The organism is Xylanimonas protaetiae (genome assembly GCF_004135385.1).
GTDB lineage: Bacteria > Actinomycetota > Actinomycetes > Actinomycetales > Cellulomonadaceae > Xylanimonas > Xylanimonas protaetiae.
In genome coordinates this window covers 721,478-739,654 of record NZ_CP035493.1, presented here as the reverse complement: position 1 = coordinate 739,654, position 18,177 = coordinate 721,478, and the positions used below count along the sequence as shown (strand labels likewise).

Sequence of the window (18,177 nt, the reverse complement as noted above, 5' to 3'; positions counted from 1 at the left end):
CGCCAGGACGCCCGCGCAGCACGCCAGGTCGTTCACCTGCTGTTCACCTTCCGTCTGGCGGCGGTTTTCCTCGCTTCTTAGCGTTTCTGTCGTGACGAACCGACTGAAGACCAGCCGCGCGGCCCGGGCCGGCAGCATCGCGCTCGCCGCGTCGCTCGCGCTGACGCTCGCCGCGTGCGGCTCCGACGACCCGCTCGGCGTCGCCGGCATCGAGCTTCCCGGCGGCGGCATCACCGTCGAGGGCCCGCCGGTCGTCGGCACCTTCGCCGGCGCGGGCGCGTCCTCGATCGAGGCGGCCATGGACGCCTGGCGCGCCCAGTTCCAGGGCGCCCACGTGAGCGCGAACGTCAACTACGACCCGATCGGCTCGGGCGGCGGCCGCCGCCAGTTCATCGCGGGCGGCGCCGTCTTCGCGGGCTCCGACCAGGTGCTCACCGACTCCGAGATCGACGACTCGCGTGCCGTCTGCGGCCCCGAGGGCGCCATCGACCTGCCGATCTACGTGTCGCCCATCGCGGTGACCTTCAACCTGCCGGGCATCGACACGGTCAACCTGTCGCCCGCCAACATGGCCCGCATCTTCACCGGGGACCTCACCCGCTGGGACGACCCGGACATCGTCGCCGACAACCCCGACATCACCCTGCCGGACCTGGCGATCACGCCCGTGCACCGTTCGGACGACTCGGGCACCACGGCCAACTTCGTCGACTACCTCGCCACCGTCGCCCCCGACGTGTGGACCTGGGACGTCTCCGGCGTCTGGCCGATGACGGGCGGCGACTCGGCCCAGGGCACCTCGGGCGTCGTCAACGCCGTGCAGCAGACCGTCGGCGCGATCACCTACGCCGACGCCTCGCGCGTCGGCGCGCTCGGCACCGCCGCGATCCTTGTCGGCGGCGAGTGGGTGGGCGTCTCCGCCGAGGGTGCCGCCATCGCCGTCGACGCGTCGCCGCTGCACGAGGGCCGCCACGAGCACGACCTCGCGATCGCCATCGACCGCGGCACCGACGTGCCCGGCGCCTACCCGCTGGTGCTCGTCTCGTTCGGCGTCGTCTGCCTCAACTACGAGCGTGAGGCCGACGCCCACTTCGTGCGCGAGTTCATGTCGTTCATCGCCTCGGAGGCCGGTCAGCAGATCGCCGCCACCGTCGCGGGCTCCGCGCCGATCTCCGCAAGCCTCGCCGGGGACATCAAGACCTCGCTGGCCGCCATCACCTCCTCCGAAGGAACGCAGTGACTTCCACCGCCAGTCCCTCGACGCTCCTCGAGGGCGACACGCGCCGCCGTCGCGGCCGGGGAGCGGAGCGCGGCTTCAGCCGCGGGTTCCGCTGGATCTCCACCGGCTCGGGCATCACCCTGCTCATCGTCCTCGCGGCCGTCGCGATCTTCCTCGTGCAGCAGGCGATGCCCGCGCTGACCGCGAGCTCCGAGGACCTCGTCGCGCAGAACGTCCTGCCGCAGGGCATGACGTCGCTGTGGCAGCTCATCCTGCCGCTCGTCTTCGGCACGCTGCTCGCCGCGCTGCTCGCGCTCGCGCTCGCCACGCCCGTCGCCGTCGGCATCGCGCTGTTCATCTCGCACTACGCGCCGCGCCGCGTGTCCGCCGCCGTCGGCTACGTCGTCGACCTGCTCGCCGCGATCCCCTCGGTGGTCTACGGCCTGTGGGGCGGCGCCGTGCTCGCCCCCTTCATCCGCACCTTCTGGACGTGGATCGCCGAGACGCTGAGCCTGCTGCCGGGCGTCGAGGTGCGCGCGACGGCGACGGGCCGCTCGGTGGCCACGGCCGCCGTCGTCCTCGCGGTGATGATCCTGCCGATCATCACCGCCGTGAGCCGCGAGGTCTTCAAGCAGACCCCGCGCCTGCACGAGGAGGCCGCGCTGGCGCTCGGTGCCACCGAGTGGGAGGTCATCCGCACCGCGGTGCTGCCCTTCGGCCGCTCCGGCGTCATCTCCGCCGCGATGCTCGGCCTCGGCCGCGCGCTCGGCGAGACGATGGCCGTGCTCATGATCCTGTCGCCCGGCATCCTCGTCTCGTTCCAGATCTTCGACGCCGGTCAGCAGCAGACGATCGCCGCGTTCATCGCGAGCCAGTTCCCCGAGGCCGCCGGCCTGCGGGTCAACGTGCTCATCGCGACCGGCCTCGCGCTGTTCGTCATCACGATGCTGGTCAACATGGCGGCGCGCTGGATCGTCTCGCGCCGCAAGGACTTCTCGGGAGCCAACTGATGAGCACCCTGACCGCTCCCACCAGCCCGTCGGACGAGGTCCGCGCGCTGCTCAGCTCGGGCGACGCGTCCCGCAGGCGCGTCAACCGCGCCATGAAGATCCTCGTCCACGCGGCCTTCGTCGCCGCGATGGTCCCGCTGCTGTGGCTCCTGTACACCGTGGTGGTCCGCGGGGTCGTGCGGCTCTCGCCGTACTTCCTGACGGTCTCGATGCGCGGCGTCTTCGGCGGTATCGACGCCGGCGGCGTCTACCACGCCATCGTCGGCACGGTGATCATCACGCTCATCGCCACGGTCATCTCCGTGCCGATCGGCCTGTTCACCGCGATCTACCTCGTGGAGTACGGCAAGGGCCCGCTCGCGCGCGTGCTGACCTTCTTCGTCGACGTCATGACGGGCATCCCGTCGATCGTCGCCGGCCTGTTCAGCTTCACGCTGTTCTCGCTCTTCTTCGGGCCGGGCGTCCGCCTGGGCATCGCCGCGGGCGTGGCAGTCTCGGTGCTGATGATCCCCGTCGTCGTGCGCTCGTGCGAGGAGATGCTGCGGCTCGTGCCCAACGAGCTGCGCGAGGCTGCGCTCGCCCTCGGCGTGCCGCGCTGGCTCGTGATCGTCAAGGTCGTGCTCCGGACGTCGATCGCGGGCATCACGACGGGCGTGCTGCTCGCCATCGCGCGCGTCATCGGCGAGACGGCGCCCATCCTCATCACGGCCGGGTTCGCCGACTCGATCAACTTCAACCCGTTCGAGGGTCGCATGATGACCTTGCCGGTGTTCATCTACACGCAGTACCGCGTCGGCCTGGTGCCCTGCAACCCCTCGGACCTCGCGTGCGTGCCGGACATCAACTTCCTGCGCGCCTGGGCCGCGGCCCTGACGCTCATCGTCATCGTCATGGCGCTGAACCTGCTGGGTCGCCTCGTGACCCGGTTCTTCGCCCCGAAGCTGCGCTGACCGCGCGTCGCCACCCGACCTACGAACCAGAGAGAAGAGCAGCGATGGCACAGCGCATCGATGTGAAGGACCTGAACATCTACTACGGCGACTTCCTCGCCGTCGAGGGCGTGTCGATGGCGATCGAGCCCCGGTCGGTGACCGCGTTCATCGGCCCGTCGGGCTGCGGCAAGTCGACGTTCCTGCGCAGCATCAACCGCATGCACGAGGTCATCCCGGGCGCACGCGTCGAGGGCGAGATCCTCCTGGAGGGTGTGGACCTGTACGGCGCTGGCGTGGACCCGGTGGCGGTGCGCCGCAACATCGGCATGGTGTTCCAGCGGCCGAACCCGTTCCCGACGATGTCGATCCGCGACAACGTGCTGGCGGGCGTGAAGCTCAACAACAAGAAGATCAGCAGGTCGGACGCCGACGAGCTCGTCGAGTCCTCCCTACGCGGCGCGAACCTGTGGAACGAGGTCAAGGACCGCCTCGACAAGCCCGGCTCGGGCCTGTCGGGTGGTCAGCAGCAGCGTCTGTGCATCGCCCGCGCCATCGCGGTCAAGCCGTCCGTCCTGCTCATGGACGAGCCGTGCTCGGCCCTGGACCCGATCTCGACCCTCGCGATCGAGGACCTCATCCAGGAGCTGAAGTCCGAGTACACGATCGTCATCGTCACGCACAACATGCAGCAGGCCGCCCGCGTCTCCGACAAGACGGCGTTCTTCAACATCGCTGGCACCGGCAAGCCCGGCAAGCTCATCGAGATGGACGACACCGCCACCATCTTCTCCGCCCCGCGCGAGAAGGCGACCGAGGACTACGTCTCGGGCCGCTTCGGGTGACCCGTCCCGCCTGGCGGGCCCACGCCCCATCCGCTCGCCCGCCAGGCGTCTGTGACATACGTTGCGTGTCTGCGTCACCATCTGGCGCATTTCGACCCCGGGAGTGACCACCGACACCGTCGTCGAGACCTGTTGTTCATTTCGCGTTCACCCAATGTCGGGAGACGCGCAACGTGGCGTGCCTACGTTTCAGCGAGACGCCGGCACGCAGTCGGCGCGAAGCGTGAACAGGATGGAAGACACGTGAAGCTGAGCATCTCCCGCGCCGGATCCGCCGTGGTCATCGGCGCGCTCGCGCTGACCCTCGCCGCCTGCGGCTCGGACAACCCGACCGGCGACGCTGCTACGGACGCTGCGACCGACGCGACGTCGACCCCCGCCGTCGAGATCTCGGGCACCTTCAAGGGTGCCGGCTCGAGCGCCCAGCAGAACGCCATCAACGCCTGGACCGCCGCCTTCCAGGGCGAGCACCCCGGCGTCACGATCAACTACGACGGCTCCGGCTCCGGCGCGGGCCGCGAGCAGTTCATCGCGGGCGGCGTCGCCTGGGCGGGCTCCGACTCGCCCATGAAGCCCGAGGAGCTCGAGTCGGCCAAGGCCCCGGCCGCCTGCGGCCCCGACGGTGCGATCGACATCCCCGTCTACATCTCCCCGATCGCCCTCGCGTTCAACGTGCCCGGCGTCAAGGAGCTGAACATCTCCTCGCAGAACGCCGCGAAGATCTTCACGGGCGCGATCACCAACTGGAACGACCCGGCGCTGGCCGCCGACAACGAGGGCGCGACGCTGCCGGACCTGGCGATCACCCCCGTGCACCGCTCGGACAAGTCGGGCACCACGAACAACTTCACCGACTGGCTGAACAAGACGGCCGGTGACGTGTGGACGAACCCGAAGAACGACGAGTGGCCGCTGCAGGGCGGCGACGCCGCCGAGAAGACCTCCGGCGTCATCGGCGTCGTCACCGACACCCCCGGTGCCATCACCTACGCCGACGAGTCGGGCGTGGGCGCCGACCTGGGCGTCGCCGCGATCAACGTCGGCGACCAGTGGGTCAAGCCGAACGCCGAGGGCGCCGCGAACGTCGTCGCGACCTCGCCGGTGGGCGGCGACGGCCGCGCCGAGAACGACCTCGCCGTCTCGATCGACCGCACCGCGTCGGCCGAGGGCGACTACCCGCTCCTCCTCGTCTCCTACGGCATCGTCTGCAACACCTACAGCGACGAGGCCACGGGCAACTTCGTGAAGGCCTGGATCGGCTACATCGTGTCGGAGGAGGGTCAGCAGGTCGCCGCGCAGGCCGCCGGCTCCGCCCCGCTGTCCGGCGACATCGCCACGAAGGCCATCGCGGCCGCCGCCGCGATCCAGGTCGGCTGACGCTCCACCACGACGCACGCGGCCGGTGGCCGCGCCCCGCGGACGACGCGGGGCGCGGCCACCGGCACGGCCGTCTTGCCACACCCTGAGGAGCCACCTCTTGTGAGCACCACCGACACCCTGACCGCCACGCCGGCGCGTGAGGCCCCGCGCCGTCGCACCCGCCGCGGCCACCAGGACACCGAGCGCGGCTTCTCGCGCGTCTTCCGCTGGATCTCGACGACGGCCGGCGTCGTCCTGCTCGCCGCGCTCGCCGCGGTCGCCATCTTCCTGCTGCTGCGCGGCTGGGCCGCGCTGACGGCCCCCAGCTCGCGCCTCGTCGACGAGGGGGTCCTCCCGAACGGGGTGACCAGCCTCGCGGCCTACGTGGGCCCGCTCATCTTCGGCACGCTGCTCGTGGCCGCGCTCGCGCTGGTCCTCGCCACGCCCGTCGCCGTCGGCATCGCCCTGTTCGTCTCGCACTACGCGCCGCGCCGCATCGCCGGCGCGGTCGGGTTCGTGATCGACCTGCTGGCCGCGATCCCCTCGGTCGTCTTCGGCCTGTGGGGCGCCCGCACGCTCTCGCCCGTCATCGCCCCGCTGTGGGAGAAGATCGCGGGGCTGCTCAGCCTGCTCCCCGGCGTGACCGTCGAGTCGACGCCCACGGGCCGCTCGCTCGCGACGACGTCGCTCGTGCTGGCGATCATGATCCTGCCGATCATCACCGCCGTGTCCCGCGAGGTGTTCAAGCAGACGCCGCGCCTGCACGAGGAGGCGGCGCTCGCGCTCGGCGCGACGCGCTGGGAGGTCGTCCGCACCGCGGTGCTGCCCTTCGGCCGCTCCGGCGTCATCTCCGCCGCGATGCTCGGCCTCGGCCGCGCGCTCGGCGAGACGATGGCCGTGCTCATGATCCTGTCGCCCGGGCTCGGCTTCTCGCTCAACATCTTCGGCGCCGGCAAGCACCAGACCATCGCCGCGAACATCGCCGCGAAGTTCCCCGAGTCGAGCGGCCTCGCGGTGAACACCCTCATCGCCACCGGTCTGGCGCTCTTCGTCATCACGATGGCGGTCAACATGGTCGCGCGCTGGATCGTGGCGCGCCGCAAGGAATTCTCGGGGGCCAACTGATGAGCGCGACGACGTCTGAGGCCACGGCCGCCACGAGGGCGCTGCTCTCCACCGCCGACCAGCACCGCCGGCGCACCGACCGCTGGATGACGGGCCTGGTGTGGGCGGCGTTCGTGCTGGCCGCGACGCCGCTCGTGTCCCTGCTGTGGACCGCCGTCAGCAACGGCATCGGGCGCCTGAACGGCGACTTCCTGCTGTTCTCGATGCGCAACGTCTACGGCGGCATGGACGCCGGCGGCGCCTACCACGCGATCATCGGCACGCTCCTGATCACGCTCGGCACGGCGGTCATCTCCGTCCCGATCGGCCTGCTCGCGGCGATCTACCTCGTCGAGTACGGCCGGGGCCCGCTGGCCCGGGCGGTGACGTTCTTCGTCGACGTCATGACGGGCATCCCGTCGATCGTCGCGGGTCTGTTCTCCTTCGCGGTCTTCGCCATCTTCTTCGGCGCGGGCATCCGCATGGGCGTCATGGGTTCCGTGGCCCTGTCGCTGCTCATGACCCCGGTGGTCGTGCGGTCCTGCGAGGAGATGCTGCGGCTCGTCCCCAACGAGCTGCGCGAGGCCTCGTACGCCCTCGGCGTGCCGAAGTGGCTCACCATCGTCAAGGTCGTGCTGCGCACGTCGGTGGCCGGCCTGACGACGGGCGTGCTGCTCGCCGTCGCGCGCGTCATCGGCGAGACGGCGCCGCTCATGATCGCGGTGGGCTCGACGGCGTCGATCAACACCAACCTGTTCAGCGGGAGCATGGAGACGCTCCCGGTGTTCATCTACGACCAGTACAAGATGGGCCCGGTCCCGTGCCCGGCGACGGTGCAGGACTGCATCACGTCCATCAACTTCGACCGCGCCTGGACCGCCGCTCTGACGCTGGTCATCGTCGTGGTCATCCTCAACCTCCTGGGTCGCCTCGTGACCCGCCTGTTCGCGCCGAAGCTGCGCTGAGAACGTCGTACCGAAAGAGAGAACCGAGATGTCCCAGCGCATCGACGTCAAGGACCTGAACATCTACTACGGCGACTTCCTCGCCGTCGAGGGTGTCTCCATGGCCATCGAACCCCGGTCGGTGACGGCCTTCATCGGCCCGTCCGGCTGCGGCAAGTCGACCTTCCTGCGGACGCTGAACCGCATGCACGAGGTCATCCCCGGCGCACACGTCGAGGGCACGGTCGAGCTCGAGGGCGTCGACCTGTACGGACCGGGGATCGACCCCGTGGCCGTGCGCCGCAACATCGGCATGGTGTTCCAGCGGCCGAACCCGTTCCCGACGATGTCGATCCGCGACAACGTGCTGGCGGGCGTGAAGCTGAACAACAAGAGGATCAGCAAGTCGGACGCCGACGAGCTCGTCGAGTCCTCCCTGCGCGGCGCGAACCTGTGGAACGAGGTCAAGGACCGCCTGGAGAAGCCGGGTTCGGGCCTGTCGGGTGGTCAGCAGCAGCGTCTGTGCATCGCGCGCGCCATCGCGGTCAAGCCGCAGGTGCTGCTGATGGACGAGCCGTGCTCGGCCCTGGACCCGATCTCGACGCTCGCGATCGAGGACCTGATCCAGGAGCTGAAGTCCGAGTACACGATCGTCATCGTCACGCACAACATGCAGCAGGCCGCCCGCGTCTCCGACAAGACGGCGTTCTTCAACATCGCTGGCACGGGCAAGCCGGGCAAGCTCATCGAGATGGACGACACCTCGACGATCTTCTCGTCCCCGCGCGAGAAGGCGACCGAGGACTACGTCTCGGGCCGCTTCGGGTGACGGAGGCGCGCCCGACCTAGGCTCCGCGGCCCCATCCGCCGCGGAACGAGTGTGGCCCGGCCCCCAGCGGGGACCGGGCCACACCTGTCGACGCCCCACCTTTCGCCGTAGTACTTGGTTGCGTTCTGGCGCCCAGAACGCAACCAAGTACTACGGCGAAAGGTCAGTTCGCGGGGACGGAGTCCTTGTACTCGTCGAGCGTGCCGTCCAGGACCGGGAGCTGGAACTGCCTGCTCTCGCCGCCCGCCTCGAGCGTCGCGTCCACGAACGAGCCCGGCGCCTCGGCGACGGCGTCGAGGACCACCTGCTCGCCGTCCTCGGTGCCGACCGTGACGGTCGACGACGGGTCGACGTCGACCTCGACCGGCGCGGCGCCGTCGACCGTGAGCGTGAACGTCACCGTCTCGTCCGTGTGGTTCGCGAAGGCGCCGTGGACGACGCCCTCACCGCCCTGCTCCGCGGCCACGACCAGCAGGTTCACCCCGCGCAGGTCGTTCGAGAGGTCGACGCGCACGCCGTCCGACGGGGCGTAGGGGTTGATCGTCGTCGTCGGGGAACAGGCTGTCAGGGCGAGCACGCCGGCGGCGGCGAGCAGGGCGATGGTGCGGGCGTGGCGGGGCGTGCGGTGCAACGTGCTCTCCTCGGTCCTTGGGCGGGGCCGGCGCCCCGTCCCGCATTCTAGATCGAGAGTCTTGACGTCGAGACATCGTGACGAGGTCGTCGGGCCGCCGCCTGACCTGCGCCGACGAGGGCGTCTCGCGGACCGGGATCGGCCAGGGGCCTGGGTTCGGCCGAACCTCGCATGGTAGACTCGCTCGTTGGGAAAGGGGACATCTACAGATGACTTTCGAAGTAGGCGAGACTGTTGTCTACCCGCACCACGGTGCCGCTCTGATCGAAGAGATCAAGGTCCGCAAGATCCGTGGCGAAGAGAAGATGTACCTCAAGCTCAAGGTCGCCCAGGGCGACCTGACCATCGAGGTCCCGGCGGAGAACGTGGACCTGGTGGGTGTGCGCGACGTGGTGGACCAGCAGGGGCTGGACCGCGTCTTCGAGGTGCTGCGCGCTCCGTACACGGAGGAGCCGACCAACTGGTCGCGGCGCTACAAGGCCAACCTGGAGAAGCTCGCGTCGGGCGACGTCATCAAGGTCGCCGAGGTCGTGCGTGACCTCTCGCGTCGTGACGCCGACCGTGGCCTCTCCGCCGGCGAGAAGCGCATGCTGGCCAAGGCCCGGCAGATCCTGGTCTCCGAGCTCGCGCTGGCGGAGCACACCGAGGAGGAGAAGGCCGAGGCCATCCTCGACGAGGTCCTCGCGTCCTGAGCAGAGCAACGCGAGACGAAGCCCCCGCTCCTCGGCGGGGGCTTCGTCGTTCGTGCAGGGTGGTGACATGACGACAGTGGCGATCCTCACCGCGGCCGGCTCCGGCACGCGGCTCGGTCGCGACCTGCCCAAGGCGTTCGTCGAGGTGGCGGGCGTGCCGATGGTCGTCCACGCCGCGCGCCGGCTCGCCGCCTCCGCCGTCGTCGACGCCGTCGTCGTCACCGCGCCGCACCGCCTGGTCACCCAGATGGCCGACGTCGTCTCCGGCGACCCGCAGGTCACCGTGCCGGTGCGCGTCGTCGCCGGCGGGTCCACGCGCCAGGAGTCCGTCGCCGCGGGCCTCGCCGCCGCCGATGCTGCCGACGTCGTCCTCGTGCACGACGCCGCCCGCCCGTTCGCGTCGGCTGACCTGGTGCGACGCGTCGTGGCGGCTGTGCGGGACGGGCACGGCGCCGTCGTGCCGGGACTGCCGGTCGTTGATACGGTCAAGGCCGTGTCCGCAGCGTCGCACGACTTCCGCACGCCCCCGAGGCCCGCCGCCACGCCCTCGGGGGCCCCCATCACCGTCGAGCCCGTGACCTCCACCCCGGACCGGGCCCTGCTCCGGGCGGTCCAGACCCCGCAGGGCTTCGACCGCGCCCTCCTCGAGCGCGCGCACGCCGCCGCCGCGGGGCGCGCCGCCGACGCCCATGCCACCGACGACGCGGGGCTCGTCGAGGCGCTGGGCGAGCAGGTCGTCGTCGTGCCGGGGGAGGAGTCCGCCCTCAAGATCACCACCGAGCGCGACCTGTACCTCGCCGCGCTCTACGCGAGGACCGACGCGTGACGCGCCGCGGAGACGCGCGGTGACGCCGCTGCCGCGCACCGGCGTCGGCGTCGACGTGCACGCCTTCGCGTCCGACGACGACGCCCGCGAGCTGTGGGTCGCCGGGCTGCGCTGGCCGGGCGAGCGCGGGCTGGCCGGCCACTCGGACGCCGACGTCGCCGCGCACGCGGCCGCCGACGCCCTCTTCTCGGCCGCCGGGATCGGCGACCTGGGCCAGCACTTCGGCACGTCCGAGCCTGAGTGGGCCGGGGCGTCGGGCACGCGGCTGCTGGCCGAGGCGGCGCGCCGCGTGCGGGCCGCGGGGTTCGAGATCGGCAACGTCGCGGTCCAGGTGATCGGCAACCGGCCCAAGATCGGGCCGCGCCGGGCGGAGGCGGTCGCGGCGCTGTCCGCCGCGGCGGGCGCACCCGTGTCGCTGAGCGCCACCACCACGGACGGCCTCGGGCTGACGGGGCGTGGCGAGGGCGTCGCGGCGGTCGCGACGGCGCTCGTCGTGCCCACGACGTCGGACAAGGCGCCGGAGGGGACGGGCCCGGCATGAACCGCATGCCGCTCGCCGAGCGTCGCGCCCAGCTGGTCGAGGCCGCGCTGCGCGTGGCCGCCCAGGCGGGCGTCGAGGCGGTGACGATCCGCGCGGTCGCCCACGAGGCCGGCGTGTCGCTGGGCACCGTCCACTACTGCTTCCACGACAAGGACGAGCTGCTCGACGTGATGGGGCAGTCCATCAGCGTCGAGGCGTCCGACCAGCTGCGGGCCGCGATCGCCGCCGGCGCCGAGGCCCGCCTGGAGTTCCCGGCCCTGCTGCGGGAGTGCGCCCCCGCGCTGCTTGCCGGGCTCAAGCGGTACCGGCAGGTGCGGCTCCTGCTGCTGGAGATCGCCACCACGGGCGCCCGCAACACGGCCTTGCGCCCGACGGCGCTGACGCACCTGGAGCAGTCCACCGCGATGGCCCGCGGGCTCCTGGCCGCCGTCGCGGACGCCGCCGGCGTGAGCTACACGGTGGACCTCGACGTCGTCGCCCGCGTCACCACGGCGCTCATCGACGGCGTCGAGCTCGCGTGGCTCGTCGACGAGGACGACGACCGGGCGACGGAGGGGTTCCTCGCCCTGGCCGGCCTGCTCGCGAGCTACGTCAGGGCGCCCAGCACGGCGTCCGAGTAGGCGTTCGCGAAGACGCCGCCCGGGTCGACGGCCCGGCGCACGCGGGCGACGTCCTCGAGGGGGTAGTGCCCCGCGAGGTCCGTGGCCGTGCGCCGGTGCATCGTCCCCCAGTGCGGGCGCCCGTCGGCTGCGACGAGGATCCGCTCCGCGGCGTCGAACCAGCGCCGGTACGCCATGCGCAGGTACTGGTGCACGGCGACGTAGGCCGTGTCGCGGTCGCGGGCCGGGGACAGCCACACGTCGTCGGCGGGGGCGAACCGCACCTGGACGGGGAAGGGCACGGGCTCGCCCGTGCCCTTGTGCCAGGCGGCGAGCTCGCGCACGACGTCGCCGACGGCGGCGCGCGGCACCGCGTACTCCATCTCGCGGAACCGCACGCGGCGCCGGTGGCAGAACACCTCGTACGACGGCGCCACGAGCTCGCGGGGGAGGATCGCGTGCGAGGAGACGCGGTTGAGGCCCGCGCTCAGCCCCGGCGCGGCCGTCACGACGCGCGCCGCCACCTCGAACAGGCCGTTGGACAGCACCTCGTCGTCGAGCAGCCCGCGCGCCTCCTGACGGAGCTGGCGCAGCCGGCCCCGGAGGCTGGAGCGGTCGGTGCCCCAGCGCGCGGCCTCCTCGGGGCGAGGCGGTCGTTGCGGACCGTCAGCACGCGGGGCGTGCCCGGGAACCAGAGCAGCGCGGCGTGGTCGGCGGACCGGGCGAACGCGTCCGGGTCGTCGAGGAACGCGCCCAGCGCCTCCGGGGCCTCGCGGCTGCGCAGCCAGAACGCGGGCACCACCTCGAGCGTGACGGCCGTGAGCACGCCGGCCGTGCCGAGCCCGAGCCGCGCGAGCTCGAACAGCTCCCGCGCGGGCGTCCCCACGGCGTCGTCCACGCCGACGTCGCGCACGGTGCCGTCCGCCGTGACCAGGCGGGCGCCGCACACCTGTGCGGCCAGGCCGCGGTGCGCGAGCCCCGTGCCGTGGGTCCCGGTGGAGACGGCACCCGCGAGGGTCTCGCGGTCGACGTCGCCCAGGTTCGTCATCGCCAGGCCGTAGGCCGCGAGCAGGTGGTGCAGGTGGAAGAGGCGCGTGCCCGCGCGCACGGTGACCCGTGCCGTCCCGTCGTGGCGCCGCTCGACGGCCTCGATCCCGGAGAGCTCGTCGAGATCGAGCTGGAGGCCGTCGGTGACCGCCACGGGGGAGAACGAGTGCCCGGCGCCGCGCGCCCGGACGTGCCGGTCCTGGCCTGCCGCACGGGCCACCAGGCCGGCCACCTCCGCCTCGTCGCGCGGCCGCGCGAGGCCCGCCGGGTGGGCACCGGCCGTCCGGGCCCAGTTCTCCCAGGCCGGCGTGACGGCGTCTCCGACTGGCACGGCCGGGAGTCTGCCACACGGCTCCGCCGCCCGGAACCCCCTCCAGGACGATGCCCGCGGCGTGGGTCCGTGGTAGCCGAGGTCGTGCGAGGCGGTCGCGTGTAGCGTGCGCGGCATGGAGAGCGTGGGCGGGGATGCCGCGACGCCGTCGTCGGCGGACGACGGCGCCGCCGCACCGACGGCGCGGCCCGCCGGCCCCCGGCTGGTCCGCATGACGGGCCGCGACCCGCACGAGAGCGGCCGTGCCGCCACCCCGCTGGAGCTGCTCTTCGACCTCGCCTTCGCGGTGTCGTTCGGCGTCGCGGGGGACGAGGCCGCCCACCTCGTCACCGAGGGCCACGCGGGCGTCGCCGTCGTCGGCTTCGTGTTCGCGATGTTCGCCGTCTGCTGGGCGTGGATCAACTTCACGTGGTTCGCCTCGGCGTTCGACACCGACGACTGGGGGTTCCGCGTCACCACGATGGTGCAGATGATCGGCGTCGTCGTGCTGGCCCTCGGGCTGCCGACGATGTTCGAGTCGCTCGCCGAGGGCGGGCGCGTGCACAACGAGGTCATGGTGGCCGGGTACGTCGTCATGCGGCTCGCCATGCTCGTGCAGTGGCTGCGCGCGGCGCGGTCTGCCCCGCAGTACCGGGCAGCCTGCCTCACCTACGCGCGGTTCCTCGCCGTCGCCCAGGTCGGGTGGGTGGTGCTCGCGGCCGCCCCCGTCGGCCAGGTGACGTTCCTGGCCGGGGGCACGCTGCTCGCGCTCGTCGAGATGCTCGGGCCCTGGCTCGCCGACCGGCGGTGGGTGCGCGAGGACCGGCCCGCGACGCCCTGGCACCCGCACCACATCGCCGAGCGCTACGGCCTGCTCGCGATCATCACGCTCGGCGAGGGCGTGATCGGGACGGTCGCGTCGCTGTCCGCGGCGGTGGGCACCGGCGGGTGGACGGGTGAGGCCGTCGTCGTCGCCGTGGCCGGCATCGGGCTGACGTTCGGGCTGTGGTGGACGTACTACATCACCCCGCGGGCACGCTGCTGCACCGGCACCCCGAGCGGTCGTTCGGGTGGGGGTACGGGCACCTGGCGATCTTCGGCGGGCTCGCGGGCGTGGGCGCCGGGCTGCACGTCGTCGCCGCGCGCATCGCCGGGACCTCGCACCTGGGGTCGCGCGGCACGCTGCTCGCGCTGGCCGTGCCCGTGCTCGTGTTCGTGCTGGCCGACTACGCGATCTTCAGCCGGCTCGCCCGCAGCCTCGACCCGCTGCACGTGTGGCTCGTGCTGTCCGCCGTCGCGCTGCTGTGCCTCGCGATCGCCGTCGCCGGCGCGTCGCTGGCCTGGGCGCTGCTGCTCGTGATGCTCGCCCCGGCCGTCACCGTGGTGGGGTACGAGGTCGCCGGGCACCGGCACGTGGCCGCGCTCCTCGCGCGCTGAGGGCGGTGGGCTGGGGGCGCCCACCCCGGTGGGCGGGGCCGTGGCCGGTACCCTGGGGCGGTGAGCCTTCGCCTGTATGACACCGCCACGCGCACGGTGTCCGACTTCGTGCCCCGGACCCCCGGCCAGGTCGGCATCTACGTGTGCGGCGCGACCGTGCAGTCGGCCCCGCACGTGGGGCACCTGCGCCCGTCCGTCGCGTTCGACGTGCTGCGCCGCTGGCTCACCCGCAGCGGCTACCAGGTCACCCTGGTGCGCAACGTCACCGACATCGACGACAAGATCCTCGCCAAGGCCGACGCCGCGGGCGTCCCGTGGTGGGCGCACGCCGCCCGCTACGAGCGCGAGTTCACCGCCGCGTACGACGCCCTCGGCGTCCTGCCGCCCACCTACGAGCCGCGCGCCACCCAGCACGTCACCCAGATGGTCGAGCTCATGGACCGCCTCGTCGAGCGCGGGCACGCCTACACCACCGGCGAGGGCAACGTCTGGTTCGACGTGCGCTCCTGGCCCGCCTACGGCGAGCTCACCCGGCAGCGCCTCGACGACCTCGCCCCCGAGCCGCAGTCCGACGACGACGTCGCCGCACCCGGCCACGCCAAGCGCGACGTGCACGACTTCGCCCTGTGGAAGGCCCCCAAGCCCGGAGAGCCAGCCACCGCCTCCTGGCCCACCCCGTGGGGCCGCGGCCGTCCCGGCTGGCACCTCGAGTGCTCCGCCATGGCCCAGCGCTACCTCGGCGACGAGTTCGACATCCACGGCGGCGGCCTCGACCTGCGCTTCCCGCACCACGAGAACGAGCAGGCCCAGTCCCGCGCCGCCGGGTTCGGATTCGCCCAACGGTGGATGCACAGCGCCTGGATCACACAGTCCGGCGTCAAGATGAGCAAGTCGCTCGGCAACGGGCTGCTCGTCTCCGAGCTCTTCAAGGCCGCCGCCGCACCCGTCGTCCGCTACGCCATCGTCGCCGTCCAGTACCGCTCCATGCTCGAGTGGGCGCCCGAGACGCTCGCCGAGGCGGCCACGACGTGGGAGCGGCTCACCGGGTTCGTCGAGCGCGCCACCGAGCGCGTCGGCGCGGTCGACGCCGACGAGGTCCGCAAGACCGACCTCCCCGACGGCTTCGTCGCCGCGATGGACGACGACCTCAACGTGCCCGCGGCGCTCGCCGTCGTGCACGAGCACCTGCGCGCCGGGAACACGGCGCTCGCGGCGGCGGCGTCGCCCGAGTCGGACGCCGCGGTGCGCGCCGAGCTGGTCGCGCTGCGCGGCATGCTCGACGTGCTGGGCCTCGACCCGGCCGACCCGCAGTGGGCCACGACCGACGCCGCGGCGTCGTCGGCGCGCGACGCCCTCGACGCGCTCGTGCAGGGCGAGCTGGCGGCGCGTGCCGCCGCGCGCGCCGCGAAGGACTGGGCCGCGAGCGACGCGATCCGCGACCGCCTGGCCGCGGCGGGCATCCTGGTCCAGGACGGGCCCGACGGCGCCCGCTGGACGCTGACGAACTGACGAACTCACAGAGAGACGACTCCTCATGGCTGGAACTCAGAGGCGGCCCGGGGCCGTGCGCAAGGCCGGGTCCAAGAAGGGCGCCCAGGTCGGCACGGGCGGCCACGGCCGCCGCGCGCTGCAGGGCAAGGGCCCGACGCCCAAGGCGGAGGACCGCGAGTACCACCCGGCGTTCAAGAAGAAGCAGGCTGCCGAGAAGCGCGCCTCCGGACAGCGCCAGCAGGGCGCCGCGCGCGGCGTCGTGCGCGGCACGCGCCGGTCGACCGACGGCGTCGAGGTCATCGCCGGCCGCAACTCCGTGCTCGAGGCGCTGCGCACCGACGTGCCCATCACCGCGCTGTACGTCGCGACGCGCCTCGACCACGACGACCGCACGCGCGAGATCCTCCAGCAGGCGTCGTCTGCCGGGCTGCCGCTCCTGGAGGTCACCAAGCCCGAGCTCGACCGCCTCACCGACGGGCAGGTGCACCAGGGCGTCGCCGCGCAGGTGCCGCCCTACGACTACCGCGACGTCGACGACCTGCTCGACGCCGCCGAGGCGTCCGGGCGCCCCCCGCTCATCGTCGCGCTCGACGGCGTCACCGACCCCCGCAACCTGGGCGCGATCCTGCGCTCGGCGGGCGCGTTCGGGGCGCACGGCGTGCTCGTGCCCGAGCGGCGCTCGGCGGGCGTGACGGCGTCGGCGTGGAAGGTCTCGGCGGGCGCCGCGGCGCACGTGCCGGTGGCCCGCGCCACCAACCTGGCCCGCGCGCTGGGCGAGCTGAAGAAGGCCGGCTGCTTCGTCGTCGGGCTCGACGGCGGCGGCGACCAGCAGGTGGGCGAGCTCAGCCTCGCGACCGACCCGCTCGTCGTCGTGGTCGGCTCGGAGGGCAAGGGCATGGGCCGCCTGGTCCGCGACACGTGCGACGTCATCGCGTCCATCCCGATCGACTCGACCGCCGTCGAGTCGCTCAACGCGGGCGTCGCGACGTCGATCGCGCTCTACGAGATCGCGAAGTCTCGCCGCTAGCCCATCAGGAGGTCGTGGTCCTCGTCGTCGTCCTTCGAGAGCAGCGCCTCGTCGGGGCGGTGGCGCAGCACCTGGTCGACGTACGAGACCGCGGCCTCCGGCATCGGGACGTCCCGGCCCAGGTTCTGGGACAGGTACCAGCGGTGGTCAAGGATCTCGTGGAACAGCTGCGCGGGCTCCAGCTTCTTGCGCAGCTCGCGCGGCACGGCCGCGATCGTCGGCTCGAACGAGTGCACCAGCCAGTCGTGCGCGACGAGCTGCTCGGAGTCGTTGAGGCGGTCGGTGTGGGCGCGCCACGCGTCCAGGTCGTTGAGCATGCGGCGGGCCTGGTTGTCCTGCACGTCCAGGCCGGTCAGGCGCAGGAGCCGGCGGGAGTGGTGCCCGGCGTCGACGACCTTGGGCTGGATCTCGACGGTCGCGCCGTCGAAGTCGGTGACGATGGCGAGCTCGCCGACGTCGAAGCCCAGGTCGTTGAGGCGCCGGATGCGGGCGTCGACGCGCCAGCGCTCGTCGGCCGAGAACGACTCGACCTTCGTGAGCGCCGTCCACAGCTCGTTGTAGCGGGAGACGAGGGCGTCGCCGATGGCGATGGCGTCGACCTCCTCGTCGAGCAGCTCGCCCGCCTCGAGGTCGAAGAGCTCGCCGATGATGTTCGTGCGGGCCAGGTCGAGGTCGTAGGTGCGCTGGCCGGGCGTGAGCTCGCGGTGCAGGTCGCCCGTCTCCGCGTCCACCAGGTAGGCCGCGAACCGGTCGGCGTCGCGGCGGAACAGCGTGTTCGAGAGGGAGACGTCGCCCCAGTAGAAGCCGATGAGGTGCAGGCGCACCAGGAGGACGGCGAGGGCGTCGATGAGGCGCGTGGCCGTGTCCGGGCGCAGCGCCTGGCTGAAGATCGCGCGGTACGGCAGGGAGAACGCCAGGTGCTCGGTGACGATGGCGGCCTCGAGCGGCTCGCCGTCGTCGTCGACGCGGCCCGTGACGACGGCGACCGGGACGACGCAGGGCACGTCGAGCTTGCCGAGCCGGCGCAGCAGCTCGTACTCGCGGAAGGCGTAGTGGGCGCGGGTCTCCTTGACGGCCAGGACCCGCTTGCCGGAGCGCACGAACCGCACGATGTGCCGGGAGATGCCGCGGGGCAGCGCGGCCAGCACCTCGGCCGGCCACTCCTCGAGCGGCACCCGCCACGGCAGGTCCAGCAGGGCGGACTCGGGCGTCGCGGCAGTGATCTGAAGTGTCTCCACGGCTTCCTCACGACAGAACAGAGGCGGACCCGGCAGCTGCCGGGCCCGCCCCTGTGTGGTTCGGACACCTTGCGGTGCGTCAGTCGACCTTAACGGTCG

General features: G+C 72.4%; 19 protein-coding genes and 1 pseudogene. 16 read left to right on the top strand and 4 right to left on the bottom strand.

What is annotated here, in order from left to right:
• The first annotated feature begins 103 nt into the window (after positions 1 to 103).
• From ET471_RS03270 to pstB (ET471_RS03235), 8 genes are all read left to right on the top strand, one after another.
• A complete protein-coding gene (locus ET471_RS03270) occupies positions 104 to 1,240 on the top strand; it encodes a phosphate ABC transporter substrate-binding protein PstS (RefSeq protein WP_129190678.1) in 1,137 nt (378 codons plus the stop codon).
• Positions 1,237 to 2,229 (top strand): phosphate ABC transporter permease subunit PstC, encoded by a 993-nt coding sequence (gene pstC / locus ET471_RS03265; RefSeq protein ID WP_129186580.1) that lies wholly within the window; start codon positions 1,237 to 1,239, stop codon positions 2,227 to 2,229. Before ET471_RS03270 ends, pstC (ET471_RS03265) begins: the two co-directional genes overlap by 4 nt.
• The gene (gene pstA, locus ET471_RS03260) at positions 2,229 to 3,179 is read left to right on the top strand and encodes a phosphate ABC transporter permease PstA (protein ID WP_129186579.1); all 951 of its coding nucleotides are present in this window, start codon (positions 2,229 to 2,231) and stop codon (positions 3,177 to 3,179) included. Before pstC (ET471_RS03265) ends, pstA (ET471_RS03260) begins: the two co-directional genes overlap by 1 nt.
• A gap of 44 nt (positions 3,180 to 3,223) precedes the next feature.
• Positions 3,224 to 4,003 (top strand): phosphate ABC transporter ATP-binding protein PstB, encoded by a 780-nt coding sequence (pstB, locus tag ET471_RS03255; RefSeq protein ID WP_129186578.1) that lies wholly within the window; start codon positions 3,224 to 3,226, stop codon positions 4,001 to 4,003.
• 243 nt (positions 4,004 to 4,246) lie between these two features.
• On the top strand, positions 4,247 to 5,380 hold the full coding sequence (gene pstS / locus ET471_RS03250; RefSeq protein WP_129186577.1) for a phosphate ABC transporter substrate-binding protein PstS: 1,134 nt from the start codon (positions 4,247 to 4,249) through the stop codon (positions 5,378 to 5,380).
• A gap of 102 nt (positions 5,381 to 5,482) precedes the next feature.
• Entirely contained in the window at positions 5,483 to 6,487 is a 1,005-nt protein-coding gene (gene pstC / locus ET471_RS03245; protein WP_129186576.1) for a phosphate ABC transporter permease subunit PstC, read from the top strand.
• On the top strand, positions 6,487 to 7,431 hold the full coding sequence (gene pstA / locus ET471_RS03240; RefSeq protein ID WP_129186575.1) for a phosphate ABC transporter permease PstA: 945 nt from the start codon (positions 6,487 to 6,489) through the stop codon (positions 7,429 to 7,431). Before pstC (ET471_RS03245) ends, pstA (ET471_RS03240) begins: the two co-directional genes overlap by 1 nt.
• 28 nt (positions 7,432 to 7,459) lie before the next feature.
• Positions 7,460 to 8,239, top strand: a complete 780-nt coding sequence (gene pstB, locus ET471_RS03235; RefSeq protein WP_129186574.1) for a phosphate ABC transporter ATP-binding protein PstB — start codon at positions 7,460 to 7,462, stop codon at positions 8,237 to 8,239.
• Positions 8,240 to 8,402: 163 nt separating this feature from the next.
• Here the strand turns inward: pstB (ET471_RS03235) and ET471_RS03230 are convergent, their stop codons facing one another.
• The gene (locus ET471_RS03230; RefSeq protein WP_129186573.1) at positions 8,403 to 8,870 is read right to left on the bottom strand and encodes a hypothetical protein; all 468 of its coding nucleotides are present in this window, start codon (positions 8,868 to 8,870) and stop codon (positions 8,403 to 8,405) included.
• A 209-nt stretch (positions 8,871 to 9,079) separates the two neighbouring features.
• Between ET471_RS03230 and ET471_RS03225 the strand changes: the two genes are divergently transcribed.
• The 4 genes from ET471_RS03225 (at position 9,080) to ET471_RS03210 (ending at position 11,549) form a co-directional block, all read left to right on the top strand.
• Positions 9,080 to 9,562 (top strand): CarD family transcriptional regulator, encoded by a 483-nt coding sequence (locus tag ET471_RS03225; RefSeq protein ID WP_129186572.1) that lies wholly within the window; start codon positions 9,080 to 9,082, stop codon positions 9,560 to 9,562.
• A gap of 67 nt (positions 9,563 to 9,629) precedes the next feature.
• Positions 9,630 to 10,388, top strand: a complete 759-nt coding sequence (locus tag ET471_RS03220) for an IspD/TarI family cytidylyltransferase (protein WP_129186571.1) — start codon at positions 9,630 to 9,632, stop codon at positions 10,386 to 10,388.
• Between the two features lie 19 nt (positions 10,389 to 10,407).
• Positions 10,408 to 10,929 carry a 2-C-methyl-D-erythritol 2,4-cyclodiphosphate synthase gene (gene ispF / locus ET471_RS03215; protein WP_129186570.1) on the top strand — a complete coding sequence of 174 codons (522 nt, stop codon included), beginning with the start codon at positions 10,408 to 10,410 and terminating at the stop codon, positions 10,927 to 10,929.
• Positions 10,926 to 11,549 (top strand): TetR/AcrR family transcriptional regulator, encoded by a 624-nt coding sequence (locus ET471_RS03210; protein ID WP_129186569.1) that lies wholly within the window; start codon positions 10,926 to 10,928, stop codon positions 11,547 to 11,549. The genes ispF and ET471_RS03210 overlap by 4 nt, the downstream gene beginning before the upstream one ends.
• Here ET471_RS03210 and ET471_RS18760 read toward each other — a convergent pair.
• Together ET471_RS18760 and ET471_RS18755 are read right to left on the bottom strand one after the other, a co-directional pair.
• Positions 11,516 to 12,121: a D-arabinono-1,4-lactone oxidase gene (locus tag ET471_RS18760; RefSeq protein WP_280949930.1), complete on the bottom strand. Its 606-nt coding sequence runs from the start codon at positions 12,119 to 12,121 to the stop codon at positions 11,516 to 11,518. The two genes, ET471_RS03210 and ET471_RS18760, sit on opposite strands and share 34 nt — an antisense overlap.
• Positions 12,034 to 12,906 (bottom strand): FAD-binding protein, encoded by an 873-nt coding sequence (locus tag ET471_RS18755; protein WP_280949901.1) that lies wholly within the window; start codon positions 12,904 to 12,906, stop codon positions 12,034 to 12,036. Before ET471_RS18755 ends, ET471_RS18760 begins: the two co-directional genes overlap by 88 nt.
• A gap of 115 nt (positions 12,907 to 13,021) precedes the next feature.
• On the opposite strand from ET471_RS18755, the pseudogene ET471_RS18750 reads away from it, so the two are divergent.
• The 4 genes and pseudogenes from ET471_RS18750 to rlmB form a co-directional block, all read left to right on the top strand.
• Positions 13,022 to 13,861, top strand: a pseudogene (locus ET471_RS18750) (low temperature requirement protein A); the annotation flags it as partial.
• A 29-nt stretch (positions 13,862 to 13,890) separates the two neighbouring features.
• Positions 13,891 to 14,322 carry a low temperature requirement protein A gene (locus ET471_RS18745; RefSeq protein ID WP_342586068.1) on the top strand — a complete coding sequence of 144 codons (432 nt, stop codon included), beginning with the start codon at positions 13,891 to 13,893 and terminating at the stop codon, positions 14,320 to 14,322.
• Positions 14,323 to 14,382: 60 nt separating this feature from the next.
• On the top strand, positions 14,383 to 15,831 hold the full coding sequence (cysS, locus tag ET471_RS03195) for a cysteine--tRNA ligase (RefSeq protein WP_129186568.1): 1,449 nt from the start codon (positions 14,383 to 14,385) through the stop codon (positions 15,829 to 15,831).
• A 25-nt stretch (positions 15,832 to 15,856) separates the two neighbouring features.
• On the top strand, positions 15,857 to 16,840 hold the full coding sequence (gene rlmB, locus ET471_RS03190; protein WP_129186567.1) for a 23S rRNA (guanosine(2251)-2'-O)-methyltransferase RlmB: 984 nt from the start codon (positions 15,857 to 15,859) through the stop codon (positions 16,838 to 16,840).
• On the opposite strand, the gene ET471_RS03185 is transcribed toward rlmB, so the two are convergent.
• Complete coding sequence (locus ET471_RS03185) at positions 16,837 to 18,078, bottom strand: DUF4032 domain-containing protein (RefSeq protein WP_129186566.1); 1,242 nt, start codon at positions 18,076 to 18,078, stop codon at positions 16,837 to 16,839. The two genes, rlmB and ET471_RS03185, sit on opposite strands and share 4 nt — an antisense overlap.
• Positions 18,079 to 18,177 lie beyond the last annotated feature (99 nt).